The organism is Mesorhizobium sp. M0910, from assembly GCF_040319465.1.
Classification (GTDB): Bacteria; Pseudomonadota; Alphaproteobacteria; order Rhizobiales; family Rhizobiaceae; genus Mesorhizobium.
Genome location: NZ_JAMYNZ010000001.1, coordinates 488306 through 503269 on the forward strand (window position 1 = coordinate 488306; position 14964 = coordinate 503269).

At 60.7% G+C, this 14964-nt stretch carries 12 protein-coding genes; 7 read left to right on the forward strand and 5 right to left on the reverse strand.

Translation table 11 applies throughout. The features are described 5' to 3' along the window. The first annotated feature begins 83 nt into the window (after positions 1–83). The 4 genes from NKH78_RS02430 to NKH78_RS02445 are packed head-to-tail and all read left to right on the forward strand — an operon-like array spanning position 84 to position 3946. Complete coding sequence (locus tag NKH78_RS02430; protein WP_352506301.1) at positions 84–944, forward strand: FAD binding domain-containing protein; 861 nt, start codon at positions 84–86, stop codon at positions 942–944. Continuing rightward, a complete protein-coding gene (locus NKH78_RS02435; RefSeq protein WP_352478287.1) occupies positions 944–1420 on the forward strand; it encodes a (2Fe-2S)-binding protein in 477 nt (158 codons plus the stop codon). The genes NKH78_RS02430 and NKH78_RS02435 overlap by 1 nt, the downstream gene beginning before the upstream one ends. Before the next feature lie 16 nt (positions 1421–1436). Next, positions 1437–3701 carry a xanthine dehydrogenase family protein molybdopterin-binding subunit gene (locus tag NKH78_RS02440; protein WP_352737028.1) on the forward strand — a complete coding sequence of 755 codons (2265 nt, stop codon included), beginning with the start codon at positions 1437–1439 and terminating at the stop codon, positions 3699–3701. After that, positions 3701–3946 carry a MoaD/ThiS family protein gene (locus NKH78_RS02445; RefSeq protein WP_023675441.1) on the forward strand — a complete coding sequence of 82 codons (246 nt, stop codon included), beginning with the start codon at positions 3701–3703 and terminating at the stop codon, positions 3944–3946. The genes NKH78_RS02440 and NKH78_RS02445 overlap by 1 nt, the downstream gene beginning before the upstream one ends. 227 nt (positions 3947–4173) lie before the next feature. Here the strand turns inward: NKH78_RS02445 and NKH78_RS02450 are convergent, their stop codons facing one another. Continuing rightward, a complete protein-coding gene (locus tag NKH78_RS02450) occupies positions 4174–5511 on the reverse strand; it encodes an FRG domain-containing protein (protein ID WP_352736973.1) in 1338 nt (445 codons plus the stop codon). A 215-nt stretch (positions 5512–5726) separates the two neighbouring features. On the opposite strand from NKH78_RS02450, the gene NKH78_RS02455 reads away from it, so the two are divergent. Together NKH78_RS02455 and NKH78_RS02460 are read left to right on the forward strand one after the other, a co-directional pair. Beyond that, entirely contained in the window at positions 5727–8285 is a 2559-nt protein-coding gene (locus NKH78_RS02455; RefSeq protein ID WP_352736974.1) for an SIR2 family protein, read from the forward strand. Beyond that, positions 8251–9753, forward strand: a complete 1503-nt coding sequence (locus NKH78_RS02460; RefSeq protein ID WP_352736975.1) for an argonaute/piwi family protein — start codon at positions 8251–8253, stop codon at positions 9751–9753. Before NKH78_RS02455 ends, NKH78_RS02460 begins: the two co-directional genes overlap by 35 nt. Before the next feature lie 71 nt (positions 9754–9824). Here the strand turns inward: NKH78_RS02460 and NKH78_RS02465 are convergent, their stop codons facing one another. The 3 genes from NKH78_RS02465 to NKH78_RS02475 all read right to left on the reverse strand — a co-directional run bounded on the left by NKH78_RS02465 (position 9825) and on the right by NKH78_RS02475 (position 13510). Further along, positions 9825–10841 (reverse strand): aminopeptidase, encoded by a 1017-nt coding sequence (locus tag NKH78_RS02465; RefSeq protein ID WP_352736976.1) that lies wholly within the window; start codon positions 10839–10841, stop codon positions 9825–9827. Positions 10842–11207: 366 nt separating this feature from the next. Further along, positions 11208–11627 (reverse strand): DOPA 4,5-dioxygenase family protein, encoded by a 420-nt coding sequence (locus tag NKH78_RS02470; RefSeq protein WP_352881772.1) that lies wholly within the window; start codon positions 11625–11627, stop codon positions 11208–11210. Between the two features lie 149 nt (positions 11628–11776). Beyond that, positions 11777–13510, reverse strand: a complete 1734-nt coding sequence (locus tag NKH78_RS02475) for a chloride channel protein (protein WP_502899776.1) — start codon at positions 13508–13510, stop codon at positions 11777–11779. Positions 13511–13852: 342 nt separating this feature from the next. On the opposite strand from NKH78_RS02475, the gene NKH78_RS02480 reads away from it, so the two are divergent. Continuing rightward, positions 13853–14137: an SCP2 sterol-binding domain-containing protein gene (locus NKH78_RS02480; protein WP_352688081.1), complete on the forward strand. Its 285-nt coding sequence runs from the start codon at positions 13853–13855 to the stop codon at positions 14135–14137. 60 nt (positions 14138–14197) lie between these two features. Here NKH78_RS02480 and NKH78_RS02485 read toward each other — a convergent pair whose 3' ends face one another. Continuing rightward, entirely contained in the window at positions 14198–14761 is a 564-nt protein-coding gene (locus tag NKH78_RS02485; protein WP_352688095.1) for a GNAT family N-acetyltransferase, read from the reverse strand. Positions 14762–14964: the final 203 nt, after the last annotated feature.

The following is a 14964-nucleotide window of genomic DNA, read 5'->3' on the forward strand; positions in this document are numbered from 1 at the left end:
AATCCGCGAATGCACGAACAGGATGGCCATTGTCGAGAGACGGTTATATCAGTTGATGTGACTATGACGAGTAAGGGGAGACGATGCGTTACATACGTCCGCTTTCAATTGAAGACGCCGCCGGCCTGTTGGCCAGTTCGGCCGGCACGGCCGCCATCCTCGCCGGAGGCAGCGACCTCCTGGTGAGAATGAAGGGCGGCTTTATCGAACCCGACCTGATCGTCGACATCAAGGCGATCGACGGGCTTGGCGAGATCAGGGAAACAGCCGAGGGCTTCAGCATCGGCGCGGCGGTCCCCTGCGCCGTGCTGGGCGAGAACACGGCCCTGCAGAAGGCATGGCCTGGCGTCGTCGAAGCAGCCAAGCTGATCGGCTCCAAGCAGGTGCAGGGACGCTGCACCATCGTCGGCAATCTCTGCAACGCCTCGCCGGCCGCCGACAGCGTGCCGGCACTGGTGGCCGCTGGCGCCAAGGCGGTGGTCGTCGGCCCGGGAACCAGGCGCACGATTGCCGTGGAAGCGGTGCCGACTGGGCCGGGCAAGACGTCGCTGGCCAAGGGCGAGATCATCGAGGCAATCCTGCTCGACAAACGTCTGCCGCGTTCGGGCGATGCCTATCTGCGTTTCATTCCGCGCACCGAGATGGACATCGCGGTGGTCAGCGCCGGCGTGAACCTGACGCTCGATGAGGCGGGTGTCGTCAAATCGGCCCGCGTGGCGCTGGGCGCCGTGGCGCCGACGGTGGTTCTGGTCGAGGAGGCCGCCGAGGTTCTCATCGGCTCCAAGCTGGACGAAGCCACGCTGGAGAGGCTCGCCAAGGTCTGCTCGGGCGCCTGCCGTCCGATCGACGACAAGCGAGGCACTATCGAATTCAGACGGAAAGTTGCGGGTGTGCTGGCCAAGCGGGCCGCCACGACCGCCTATACACGTGCAGGAGGCAAGTGATGGCCGGTGTAGCAGTATCAACGACAATCAACGGCGACAATGTCGAGTTCCTTTGCCAGCCGGACGAGACGCTGCTTGATGTCCTGCGCGATCGCCTGGGGCTGACGGGCGCCAAGGAAGGCTGCGGCACCGGCGACTGCGGGGCCTGCAGCATCATCCTCGACGACCGGCTGGTATGCTCATGTCTGGTGCTCGGCGCTGAGGCCGAGGGCCGGCACCTCGAGACCATCGAGGGCATGGCGCATGGCGACAGGCTGCATCCGCTGCAGCAGAAATTCCTGGAGCACGCCGCACTTCAATGCGGCGTCTGCACGCCGGGCTTCCTCATGGCGGCCAAGGACCTTTTGGCCAAGAACCCCGATCCGACCGAGGAGGAGATCCGCTTCGGCCTCGCCGGGAACCTCTGCCGCTGCACCGGCTATGACAAGATCGTGCGTGCCGTCCAGGACGCCGCCATCGTAATGAAACAAGCGTGATGAAGGGAGCATGACGATGAATTTCGATCCGCGTTACTCCGGACGCAATTTCACCTCTGTCGGCACGCGTCCCATTCGTCCCGATGGCGTCGACAAGGTGACGGGCCGCGCACGCTATGGCGCCGACTTCAACATGGCCGGGCAACTGGTCGGGCGCGTTCTCAGAAGCCCTCATGCGCATGCCATGATCAGGAAGATCGACACGTCGAAGGCGCAGATGCTTCCCGGCGTCAAGGCGGTGATCACCGCGGCCGACCTGCCCGACCTGACCGACGGCGATGCCGCCATGTACGACATCCTCGACAACTGCATGGCGCGCAAGAAAGCGCTCTATGACGGCCATGCCGTGGCCGCGGTCGCTGCGGTCGATGCCCGCACGGCGAGGCAGGCACTGAAGCTGATCGAGGTCGACTACGAGGTGCTGCCGCATGTCACCGACGTCGACGAGGCGATGAAGCACTCCGCACCCCTGATCAACGACGCCATCTTCACCGAGGGCCTCGAGGAAAAGCCCGTCAAGCCTTCAAACGTCACCAAGCGCACCCAGTATGGCCATGGCGACATCCATGAAGGCTTCGGCCAGGCCGATTTCGTCGTCGAACGCTCCTTCAAGACCGAGCAGACGCACCAGGGTTATATCGAGCCGCATGCCTGCGTGGCCAATGTCAGCTCCGACGGCACCGCCGACCTCTGGGTCTGCACGCAGGGCCATTTTGTCTACCGCCAGCACTGTGCCCAGCTGCTTGGCATGGAAGCCTCGAAGCTGCGCGTCACCTCGTCGGAGATCGGCGGCGGTTTCGGCGGCAAGACCCATGTCTGGGCCGAGCCGGTGGCCCTGGCGCTGTCACGCAAGGCCGGGCGGCCGGTCAAGCTGGTCATGACGCGCGACGAGGTGTTCCGCGCCTCCGGCCCGACCAGCGCCACCTCGATCGATGTTCGGATCGGCGCCCGCAAGGACGGCACGATCACCGCGGCCGAGGCGACGCTGCGCTATTCCTGCGGCCCCTATGCCGGCATGTGGGCCGAGATCGGCGCCATGACCGCCTTTGCCTGCTACAAGCTCGAGAACGTCAAGACGGTCGGTTACGAAGTGCTGGTCAACCGGCCCAAGACCGCGGCCTATCGCGCGCCGTCGGCGCCGATGGCAGCGTTTGCGGTGGAAAGCGCGGTCGACGAGCTGGCCAAGGAGATCGGCATGGACCCGGTCGAGTTTCGGATCAGGAACGCGGCGCAGGAAGGCACCAGATCGTCCTACGGCCCGGTATATGGGCCGATCGGCATCGGCCCGACGCTGGAGGCGGCGAAGAACCATCCGCACATGAAGGCGCCGCTCGGCAAGAACCAGGGCCGCGGCATGGCCTGCGGCTTCTGGTTCAACTTCGGTGGCCAGACCTGCACCGACCTCAACATCGGCATGGATGGCTCGGTCTCGCTTGCCGTCGGCACGGTCGATGTGGGTGGTTCCCGCGCGTCGCTGTCGCTGGTGGCGGCGGAGGAGCTCGGTATCCCCTATGAGCAGATCAAGACGGTGGTCGCTGATACCTCCAGCCTCGGCTACAACGATATGACGGACGGCAGCCGCGGCACCTTCTCGTCTTCGATGGCGACGATCTCCGCCGCTCGCAACGCCATCAAGATCCTGCGAGAACGCGCCGCGCAGATGTGGGACATACCCGTCGACGACGTGGTCTGGGAAGAGGGTCATGCGATTGCCAAGGGCGCGACGCACGGCAACCTCTCGCCGCTGTCGATGAAGGAGATCGCGGCCGCTTCCGGAAAGACGGGCGGACCCATCGCAGGCCATAGCGAGCTCGTCGCCGACGGCGCCGGCGTCTCCTTCGCCACCCATATCTGCGATATCGAGGTGGATCCCGAGACAGGCTCGACCAGGGTGCTGCGCTACACCGTCGTTCAGGACGCCGGCAAGGCGGTGCATCCGACCTATGTCGAGGGACAGTACCAGGGCGGTGCCGCGCAAGGCATCGGCTGGGCGCTCAACGAGGAGTATATCTACGGCAAGGACGGGCGGCTGCAGAACCCTGGCTTCCTGGATTACCGCATCCCGGTCTGCTCGGACCTGCCGATGATCGACACGCAGATCCTCGAGATCCCCAATCCTAACCATCCTTACGGGGTGCGCGGCGTCGGCGAGACCTCGATCGTGCCGCCGCTGGCGGCGATCGCCAATGCGGTGTCGAACGCCGCGGGCGTGCGGATGACGCATATCCCGATGTCGCCGCCGCGCATCCTGGCGGCGCTCGAGGCTGAACGGGGAGGCTGATGGTCGAAGTAACGCTCTGGGGGTCGCTCGGCGCGATCGCCGGAGGCAAGAGCAAGGTCGAGATCGAGGCCAAGGATATTCGGGAGCTGTTCAGGAAACTGGCCGAACAGTATCCCGGCCTCGAGCCATACATCGATCGCGGCATCGCCGTCGCCATCGACGGGACGATCTATCGCGACACCTGGTCGAAGGAACTGCCGGAAGGGGCGGAGATTTTTTTGTTGCCGCGGTTGGCTGGGGGGTGAGTGGATTGCTGCTTAAGAACTAACAGCGCAGTTTGGTTTTGAGACGCCTGGCTCCGACTCCCTTCGACATTTTTGTGCAATTGGAGGCAAAGCTTGCGCCTCATCCCAGCGAAAGCAAGTGACTGGCGATTCCCAAAAAGGGACTTCGCCACTCGCAACAGTTCCAATGATTGACGTATGCGCTTACGCGGTATAGCTGGTTACGAAACGGCCGCTTCAATCACCGCTTAAGCTACCTCGTATTTTCGGGCGATATCACTCGCCGCCTTCTCGATGCCAGGGTAGATTGTGCTGGCCTTAATATTGAGCTTGTCCAATTGGGCCAGGATCGCCGCTTTCTGCCGGACGCGTATTCGCGACACCTCAAGGCTGCTGTGTCCCGTCTCGGGCAGGATGGCATCTTTTCCGAACAGCAGAAAGGCGCCAGACTGAGCGACCATCCGTTCATGGGTTTTTCGGGCCCTTACAAAGACGATCTTTTGCAGATCGGAAGGCTTTATGCGATTCTCAAAATAGGGTTTCTCACGCTTGATGAAGTGGAGCAGCTTCTGAACTTCTGGCTGGGTATTGAATTCCGTCTGAGACATTGTAAGGTCCATCGCATTCTTTTCCTCATCTTTCATTAAGCAGAGGTTTGAAATACAACTCACTCGGTCGGAATCGAAATGCAGAACATCCTCGCTAGGTGCCCGCATGACAATGACCTCGCCTTCAAGCTCGTTCCCTGCCTCATCTTTTTTCGTTTCAGAACAGCAAAAATACAGAGCAACAAGCGGGTTGGAACTCACATCAAGCAGTCGCGTCGGAAGCCCGAAGTGCTGCATACGAACCAATTTATCAAGCATTGAGCGATCGTTAGCAAACTGGGCGTCCTGGTCGCTTAGAAGTTCACGGACCAGTATCTCTTCTTTGGGAAGATAGCGATATCCACCCTCTTCATTCAGGCGGAAAAGAGAGGGTGCTAACCGATAGTTGAAGTTTGAATGCCCGCGGTAAAATATTTCCTCTCCAGGTCTTTCGGCGAGTCCTAGAACCTGAGCCATATACGCCTGGAGGGTCTCGACAGCTGGAATATCCGGTTGTTCTGGCTGCGGCGGGCTTGGTGCGGCTACATTGGCTACAACTGGCTGCAGCGGAACGATTTCTTGCAAAGCAGCGGCTAAATCCGCAGCTTTGATAGCCCAATGGGTCCGATGCAGTTCGAACTTGTCCATTCGAAAAGCCTTCCGGAACGCTTCCCGGCTCGGGATTAGCACCTCGCCGAAGTTATGAGTTAATTGGAACCTATAGTGAATCTCGCCTCCGACGACGGACAGATCTGAGACGTTTCCAAGTCTGATGCGGAAGATCTCGTTGTTGTCATCATCGCGGTCGAGTTCACTCATAAACACAGTGGGGAGTTGTGCGAGGTACGCTAGGCTGCTTGCGGAAATGGGTTGGAAGCTGGCCGCAATCGAAGGGTCCGTGTATTCCAGAAACCGCGAGAGCGTGAACGTGTCGTTGTGCGCCGTTCCTACCTCAACATTCCAAGCGGAATCATTGCCTGCCATCACAATACTGAACACGATACCATCCCCCTACTAGCCGGCTGATTCTACCTTGGAATGCCTATACAGTAAAATGATTGAGCGCCGTTGTGGCGGTGATGCAGGCCAACACGACGAAAGACCATCAGGCTGCTCCGGCTTGGCGCAGAGTTAGCTGTTGAAAACCTATTACTCGGGGCAAAATGGCACATCTGTGCTTGTTTTGTTCACGCGAATCGGCGCAGAATTAGAGGATGAATCACTCTGCAAGCGTTGCATTGCTCTGTTCATTGCTGAGGCCGGACAATGATGCCCGACCGACGTTTTTGTTCGGGGCTGGAGCATCGTTCACTTCAGGCGTGCCACTAGCGGCAGAAAGCGTCAAGCGCCTAGCGAAGCAGGCCTACGCCGATCGGGTCCTTGGCGGGAAGACGCTTCCCGAGCAAATCAAGATGTCGGAATGGTTATCCTGGTTACAGGGCCAGGCATGGTTTGTCCGTGGTGAAGATCATCTTGCAGAGAATTTCCCCCTCGTTATCGAGCATCAGCTAAAGCCAGAAGCCTATCGCAGGTCCGTGCTACTCGACCTTGTTGCGTTGAAACAAGAGTTGAGCGTGGGTTACCGCGCTGTGGCAGAGCTAGTCTTACGCGGACTTACCGGTACGATCCTGACCACAAATTTCGACATCTGCCTGCCAAAGGCCCTGCATGACAAGCAACCGCATATTCGGCATGTCGCCGAGGTTAATCGGGCACCGGGTGATTTCAATGAATTCTCGCCATTCGCGCGCGCCCAGATTGTTTGGCTGCACGGCAAGGCTGAGCAGTATACGGACCGAAACCTGATCAGTGAGACGCGGGAACTTGACCCGGTTCTGGTGCAGAAACTTTTGCCACTACTCGAGGCCACGCCCTTGGTGGTTGTTGGTTATCGAGGAGCGGAGCAATCTGTGATGAAGTCGCTGCTTGGAGCGGAAACAGGTCTCAAATTCAGGCAGGGTATTTTCTGGTGTCGACGCACAGGCGATGTGCCCCACCCTAGCGTCGAATCCCTTGCCGAGCGGCTCGGCACTAATTTCCAGTACCTCGATATCGATGGATTTGACGAACTGTTCTGCGACCTGAACCGCGACCTCGCCGGCGTGCAGCGGTTTGCGCCGGTCATTATGCCGGAAGCCGTTCGGCAATTCGATGATGAGCCGGTTGCCGGCGCGGCATGGGCAGATATCGATGCTGATCTCGCACTGAGTACGTTACGCCAATACTGCTCAAAGCTGGAACGTGGAATCATCGATTCCACGCAGTTGAAACCATTGATGCGGGAACTGGGCCTTCTCGCGGGCGATAGCAGCGTCGAGCGGCCGAGCGTCGCATGTGTGTTGCTGTTTGGTCGGGAACCTGGCCGATTTTTTTCGTATGGCGTGGTGTCAGCCACAATCGCGAGGAAAAAACGCAAGCTTTTTGCCGGCAACCTCATCGGGCAGTATCGAGCGATACTGGACTGGTTTGAAGAAGAAAAGATCAACCCTGTGCTGAAAGTAAAAGGCCGCCGCCAGCATGAAACTCGGCTGGCCTATCCCGAGCGCGCCTTGGTCGAACTTCTCGTGAACATGATTGTTCATCGCGACTATGCGGCGGCAAAGCCGTCGCAAATTGATGTTGTCCCGGGTCATTCGGTACGCTTTTCCAATCCCGGTGCAGCATTGCAGGACGCAACAGACCGCCTGCGGATGGGGCCAGATGGAGCCTTTGTGCCTGTACCTGAATTCAGCGATCTGCGTAACCGTGCCCTGTGCGACATCTTTTTTGGGATGAGCGCTATGGAACGCGCCGGCACGGGCCTTACCGACACCTGCAAGCTTGCATCTGAATTCGGCGGAGCTGCAAGTTTTGCCTATCCGCCTGGGGAGGATAGCTTCGTCGCAGAACTATTCCGCGTCGAAGCTTCGGCAGGCTCCGCATCTGTGGCACGTGACCACCGCCCGGTTGGAACCTACGTCCTGAATTTACTCCCGTTCGTGGCGACCCCGCAGTATCTTACGCATATCCCACTAACGGCTCATCGCTGGGATGAGCTTGAAAGGAAAGTTCCTTTCGATGAGGCAGGTACTTTCGTGTTTGAGTGGCGTACAGGCGATCTTTGGTGCTTTCTGCCTGCGGTCGTCGCTAACACAATTTTTGGCCCTGCCGCAGCCGCGCCGGCCCGCTCGATCCCATTGGCTGAGGTGGAACAGGACCGGGTTCTCCTAGCCAAATTCTCCTGGCTGACACGGCGCCATTTTGAGAACCACCTCAAGCAGTTTGAGAGCCAAGGGCTGATCATTGAGAAGGACAAGAAAGGCCATCTGGCGCGGCGCGCGTACTTCACGGCGTTCCGGGGGAACAACCGAACGCTCATCTATGACAGCCCAAGCAGAAAGAACATCCGACGCGATGTCGTAAAGCGTCGCGGCGAAGATCACAATCTGTGGTTCGAATGCGAAGGCTTCGGCTACGAGGTAGTGCGGCAAGCCAATGTCTGGGGCATCCGCATCAAGCCATTCTACATGTTCGCCAAGCGTGACGGAATATCGCCGCTCCCAGGCTACATGCGCACGAGCAAAGCTACCCGCCGCATCAAATTCGACCGAAACGCCAATGTTGAAAGCGATCTCACATTCTGGGGTCGCTTCCTGTCAATGGGAGCACATACGATCAATATCGGCGGCCGGTACATCGATGACCTACTGCTTGATGGAGGGTTTGTGACGGTTGACGTTCAGGAAGGAGGATTACTCGATGGCTCTGCCGCTCAAGATCGACGTTCTGCCTGAACCGACTCTGGAATTCTCTAATGCCGCGCGTGATATCGATCCACGTCGGGGCCTCGCCGCAAATGGCCCTGTGGACAACAGGGGTTTGCGGACGATACGGCTCGGGCTCGTAGGTCTGCCTGAGGACGTCGAAGCCGCTCGTGCTTGGATAAGGCGGATGGAAAAATTCGCGGCTGCCGTCGAAGGAAACTCAAACCGCTTCCGCGACTGGCCTGGCCTTGAGAAGGCACTGAATAGCCGATTCGTCGTAGAAGATGCGTTCCTGCGGCCGGTGGAACCGGGCGTCTACAACACGCATTTTCGGGATGCGCTGACCGGGAAGGCCTTCAATGAGCTGGTTGAGTTATTCGATGGCCGGATTAGTAGCCTGTTTGGCGATGACGCCCCCGACTGCGTCGTCGTGTGTATCAAGCCAGAACTTGGAGATTTGCGGGTTGCCAACCCCGGACTGACGCCAGAGGAGCGTAAAGCACTCGAGGTGCTTCGGGCGGAAGAAGAAAGCGACCAGCTCGCTCTCTTCCAGCCGTCGCCCGACGAACTGAAGGCCGCCGAGGCGCTATATACGATGGCGGATGATCTTCTATTTCGGACGTTCTACCGCGCCATCAAAGCGCGGACGATGACCCACGATGAAGCCGTGCCTATTCAGATCCTGAGGCGCGACGCGATTGATCGGCCCGACGATAAGGGCCAAAGCCACGCGACCCGCTTCTGGAATATCGCGACCTCTATCTACTACAAGGCGCGTGGCATTCCGTGGCGGCCAACAGATCTGCCCAAGAACGTCTGTTTCGTCGGCATATCCTTTCATCACATGAAGAAACGAAGCGGCCACCTCGTTTACGCCAGCGTGGCACAGGCCTACTCGACAGACGTACAGCCTTTTGCCCTGAAAGGCGCAAACATCGATTATGAACAGCGCCGTGACCGGCAGCCTTATCTTAATGACGGTCAGGCGAAGGCTCTTCTGGAAGACGTGCTCGCACAATATAACGACCGAGCCGGGGTGATGCCCGACCGTGTCGTAATCCATAAGACGACTGGGTATCAGCCCGAAGAATTGGAAGGCTTCAGGAAAGCTGCGAAGGATCGGGTTGCGACCGTCGATTGCGTTTGGATGCGTTCGACGGCGTTTCGGATGGTCAGGAAAGGCTTGGAGGAGCCATGGCGGGGCACACTGTGCACGCTCATAGATCAATCGTACCTTTTCACAGGCGGTTACGTGCCGTGGTGGAATGAATATCCAGGCATGCATATTCCGGCCCCCTTGGAGATTGGCTGTGCGGGGCCTGGCGATCTTCGGGAGCGTGCCAAGGAAATCCTCACGCTCACCAAGATGAATTGGAACTCCAGCGATGGAATTGCGCGCCTGCCAATCACGCTCCTCTTTGCGCGTAAGGTCGGCGAGCTGATGTGCGAACTATCGGACAATGCGACGCCCAAGCCGTCATATCGGTTCTACGTCTAGCTTATATCTGATCGCCGGTTTCCATCCTCGGTGAAATAAGCCTGTGGTTTCAATTGCCGTGCTTGTTCATCTCACTCACACCGATTCACCGCCTTCAGTGCTTCGGCACGGGACGGTTTGTCCGCGATGCGTCGAACAGACGCGTAGAACCTTGGATAGTCCCCGCCACACAGGTCGAACAAGTGGAGAAATGCCGGAACCTGTTCGCCGTAGACGGACGTCGCGGCGAGCTTTGCGTTGTTGATCGGCGTATCGAACCAGCGGTCGTATCCCCGGTATCCGGCCCAGCGCCTGTCGCGCATGTGCCGGTAGCGCGTCCGCAGCGTGTCGATCGCCGTTGCCTTGGCGGCCGCCATCTGCTGCGGGGTACGGGCACTTCCATAGACCCGGGCCAGCTCGTCGCGCGTTTTCGCCACCAGCCTGAGAAAATCGGCGTTGCGCTTGCGAGCGACTTCGTAGCGGCGCAATCCGGCCCGATCGCCGGCGGCGCGGAGCCATTTCCTTGTGCCGGTGGTTTCGACGGCAACCGCGAAAGCCTCGTTGAACGCGGAATCGCCCTCCACATAGAGGCGCTGATGCGCCAGTTCATGAAAGACAAGGCTTGCAAGATAGGTGTCATCCTGACCAAGCATGGTGCTGAGCAGCGGGTCGCTGGACCAGCCCAGGGTGGAATAGGCGGTGATGCCTGTGACGTAGACGTCCAGCCCCTGTCTCTGAAGCGCGACAGCGCTGTCCGTCGCGGATTTCCGGGAGAAGTAACCCCGGTACGGAACGCAGCCAAAAACCGGAAAGCACCATGTTTTCGGCGCGAGCGAGAATTGCGGCGCGGCAAAAACGGCCCAAGTCACAGCGTCCCGGTGGATGTCGACGTAGCTGCGGTAGCTGCTGTTGTCAGGCAGGGCCAGTTCATCTGTCGCGAATTGTCTTATGGCGCTCGCCGACGTCAGCTTGCTGCGCAATGGTCTGGGCGTCGAAGGATCGCGGATCAGCCTTCCAATATTTTTGCGCGCCGCCATGATGCGTACATGACCCTCCAGCGACTGCGCGTAGTAGGAGATGCTTGTGCAGCCGGCCACCCCGAACGCCATGGTCAGCGCGGCCAGTATTCGAAGAACGCGCCTCACAGTTTGCCCACCGCTTGCTTGTCTGCCCATGCAGCTCCCGTTCTCAACAGAGCACCGATCTTCGTCAAGCAGACACCGGCCCAAAGTTACCGCACTCTTCGCCCGCCCCGACAACCGCATATGAGATTCTTGCGAGGAGGACCCCACCCTAACCCTCCCCACAAGGGGGAGGGAACGCTGCCGCGCACCTTTACGTCCTCCTTGGCATTGAAAGGGCATGCAATTTGCCGAGGTCAGCGCCAACAGAAGTTTCCCTCCCTTTTGTGGGGAGGGGTTAGGGGTGGGGGTACTCGTAGAGCGAAGACCTTGGTTGCCTATGCGATTGCCCTGCTACACCCCCACCGTCGGCTGCGTATTCACCTCCAGCGCCTCCTCCGCCTCATCCTCCTCGCCAAGCACCTCGCCCTTCACCCCCAACGGCCGCCCTATCCAGATCGGGTCGACCAGATGGTCGCGCTTGGGGTTGGTGGTGTTGGGGTGGATGAGGATGCTCAGGCCGCCATGGTTCAGCATCAGCCATGGAACCAGCGTAGCGAAAATCCCGGTGGCGAAGGAGACCTGGTACATGGCCTGCTGATGCGGGCCGACCGGCTCGTCGCGCCAGTTGCCCAGGCGCACGCGGAAACGTTCGCCGATGCGAAGGCGCAGCCATTCGGCATGCTGCCGCTCGGCCTGCCCGTCATAGTAGATGTGCGCGTGATAGCTGGCAATTTCCGAAAGCGGCCTTGGACTGGCGCCGTCTTCGTTCACCTTGATGCTCTCCTTCGATGATTACCGGCAGACCCGAAGCATGGAAGGTCGACCTTGTCGAGGCTGCGTTGATGCCGCCTCTTGCAGGGGGATAACCGGGACAACCGTCTCACTACCGTCGATGACCAAGACTTGGCCTGTCACGTGCGCTACCCCTCGCCGGACAGATCGCGCCGCGCCTTGTCGAGTTCTTCGGCATAGCGCCGCATCAGATGGCCTTCGGTCAGCAGCCCGACCACCTTGCGGTCGGTGAAATCCTCGACCACCGCCAATTCCTCGGCGCCGGCACGCTGAAAAGTCTCGGCGGCCGATTGCACGTTCATGCTCGGCACCAGCACCGCGTCCTTGAACTTGACGAAGGACAGCACGGGCATCTCGTCGTCCGACAAATGGCTGTGCAGTTCGGCGACGATCAGCACGCCGACATAATGCAGGTCGGCGTCGACCGCGATGACGCGCTGCGAGGCACCGAGCGGCACCTGCTTGCGGAATTCCGCAAGCGTCGTCAAGGCGTCGATGGTGCGGACATCCTTTCGCATCATCGAGCCGACAGTCAGGCTGCGCATCCAGCCGACATCATGCGCGCTGCGGATGGTTTCGCCGCGCAGGTGAAAACGCCATGTCGAGAAGGAATAGCCGAAAGTTTCGCGCACCAGGATCGCCGCCATGAGCGAGGCGGCCAGCACCACGCCGGTCAGCGTCAGGTCACGGGTCGATTCCAGCGCCAGGAAGGTCATCGTCAACGGGCCGCCGACGACGCCTACGGCGAGCGAGGTCATGCCGACGACGGCGGCGACGGCCGGGTCGATGCCGGTCGCCGGCGAGACGAATGCCATACCGCCGGCAAACATCTTGCCGAGCAGCGCGCCGAGGAACAGCGAGGCAAAGAACAGGCCGCCAGGGAAGCCGGAGCCGAGCGAGATCGCCGACGCCGCCAGCTTCAGCACGAAGACGCTGGCCACCACGGCCAGCCCGTAATTCATTGCGAATTCGCGGTGCAGCGCGCCATGGCCGCTGGACAGGACCTGTGGCGTGACCAGCCCCAGCAGCCCGACCATCACGCCGCCGATAGCTGGGCGCAGCGAGGCGTCGATCGACAGCCGCGCAAAGACGCGCTCGATTAGGCTCACCAGATGCATGATGGCGATGGAAGCGCCACCGCCCAGAAGCCCGAGCAGCATGAACGGCAAATACTGGCTGACGGTGAGCGCCGGCAGGCCGGCGAGTTCCAGCGGAAATGGCACGCCGCCGAACACCTCGGCGGTAAGCGAGGCTGAGATCGCGGCGGCCATCACCGGTGCGACATTGGCGACCGAGTAGATGCCGATGACCAGCTCGAACCCGTAGAAGGCGCCGGTCAGCGGCGCGTCGAAGGCGGCGGCGATCGCGCCGGCGGCACCGCAGCCGACCAGGATGCGAACATCGTTGCGGCGCAGCCTGAACAAGCGCGCCAGCCGCGACGCCAGGCCCGAACCCACCTGCGTATAGCCGGCCTCGAGCCCGACCGAAGCGCCGAAGCCGCTCGAGATCATCGTCTGCCCGGCGATGATGAAGGTGTCGGTCAGCGACATGCGGCCGCCGTAAAGCGCATTGGCTTCGATCGGATCGACCGGCGTGCGGAATTTTCGCTTTCTCAGCCAGATCACCGTCAGCCCGAGCAGGATGCCGCCGGCCGCCGGTATCAGCGCCTGTTCCGGCTTTTGCAGCGAAAACATCGCCGAAAGCCGACCGCCGGGCTGAACGCCGAACATAAGCCCATGCAGGACCTGCACCAGTCCGCTCATGCCGGTGACCAGCGCACCCGCCATCATCCCGACCAGAGCCGCCAGAATGACCACGGCAATGCCGCGTGCCTCGAGCAGCGGGATAGATCTGATCAGCACCGCGCGCAACCGGCGGGCATAGACTTGCGGTTCGTTTCTGGGCGGTTCTTTTCTGGAAAGCACCGGGCGGCTCGCCGATATCCAAGGGGGAGTGGTGCCTGATACCCTCGGCAACATCGCATGGCAACGTTCCGGTCGCCAAGGTGTCATGCCCGCGTGATGCTGCGGCGATAAACCCCATCTTCATCTCGGGGAGCCGCGTTGACGTAAACGTCAACCCGAAGCTATATGCGCCGGCGACCGTGATCGCGAAATGCGCAAGACGGCGACTTCGGCCAGATCGAAGTGTCGCGGATCGAAGTGCCAATGTGCGACAAACGCAACGAGACGAGGAGAACCGCCATGGGCGTTCAGGAGATTGCCGACAAGATCAAGTCGCGCGTGGCGAGCGCCGGGTTCGATCGCTCCGTGAAATTCGACACCGGCAGCGACGGCGTCATCGTCATCGACGGCGCCGATGTCTCGACCACCGATGCGCCGGCCGATTGCACGATAAAGCTGTCGCTCGACGATTTGGACTCGCTGATCTCAGGCGATCTCAACCCGACCATGGCTTTCATGTCCGGCAAGATAAAGGTCGAAGGCGACATGAGCGTCGCCATGGCGCTCAGCCAGCTGATCGGCTGATCCACTCCGGTCCGGGATGAAAACGAGCCGCCGTGCAATGGGCGGCTTGTTTCTGATCCGTCACGCAGCGAGCGGCAGCCGCTGTGCCTTCAGCTTGCGCCCGGCCGCCTTCAGCGTGCCTTGCGCGCCGTCGAGCGCGCCTTCCACCAGTTCCAGCGCCAGCAAGCGGTGCCGTTCGTAAGGTCCCGGCATGGCCAGAGGGCCGGTCTTCGCGGCCGAGAACCCGAAGCGCTTGTAGTAGGGCGCGTCGCCGACCAACAGGATCGCCGCATGGCCAAGGCGCGCGGCCTCAGCGATCGCGTGGTGCATCAGCGCCGAGCCAATGCCGGCATTCTTGAGCGCCGGGTCGACCGCAAGCGGGCCGAGCAGCAACGCTGTCTTGCCGCCTTCGCCCAGTACCACGTCCCACAGCCGTACCGTGCCGGCAACAGTGCCCGACGCGTCGCGCGCGACAAAGGCCAGGCCCTCCGAAGGCCGGCGGCCGCGCCGCAGCTTTTCCGACGACTTTTTCCGGCGCTTCGGCCCCATGGCGCGATCGAGCAAAGCCTCGCGCGATGCAATATCTGCCGCAGTTTCGGCGACGATCGCAAAAGCGCCGGTTATCTCCCCCCTTGAGGGGGAGATGTCGCCGCAGGCGACAGAGGGGGTTGCCGCGCGTGAAGCGCTGGCCCCGCACAGTCCAAGAGAGGTCGACGCAGCCGAACCGACCCCCTCTGGCCGCTTCGCGGCCATCTCCCCCTCAAGGGGGGAGACCAGCCAGGCGCCTTCAACAATGAAATCTACAATGTCCATTTCCGCGATCCTTCACGAGCGGAGATCTGTTCCAC

Coding starts and splice junctions, on each gene's coding strand:
- NKH78_RS02435 (WP_352478287.1), top strand. CDS start 944: ATGGCCGGTGTAGCAGTATCAACGACAATCAACGGCGACAATGTCGAG.
- NKH78_RS02440 (WP_352737028.1), top strand. CDS start 1,437: ATGAATTTCGATCCGCGTTACTCCGGACGCAATTTCACCTCTGTCGGC.
- NKH78_RS02430 (WP_352506301.1), top strand. CDS start 84: ATGCGTTACATACGTCCGCTTTCAATTGAAGACGCCGCCGGCCTGTTG.
- NKH78_RS02445 (WP_023675441.1), top strand. CDS start 3,701: ATGGTCGAAGTAACGCTCTGGGGGTCGCTCGGCGCGATCGCCGGAGGC.
- NKH78_RS02480 (WP_352688081.1), top strand. CDS start 13,853: ATGGGCGTTCAGGAGATTGCCGACAAGATCAAGTCGCGCGTGGCGAGC.
- NKH78_RS02460 (WP_352736975.1), top strand. CDS start 8,251: ATGGCTCTGCCGCTCAAGATCGACGTTCTGCCTGAACCGACTCTGGAA.
- NKH78_RS02465 (WP_352736976.1), bottom strand. CDS start 10,841: ATGGCGTTCGGGGTGGCCGGCTGCACAAGCATCTCCTACTACGCGCAG.
- NKH78_RS02455 (WP_352736974.1), top strand. CDS start 5,727: ATGAATCACTCTGCAAGCGTTGCATTGCTCTGTTCATTGCTGAGGCCG.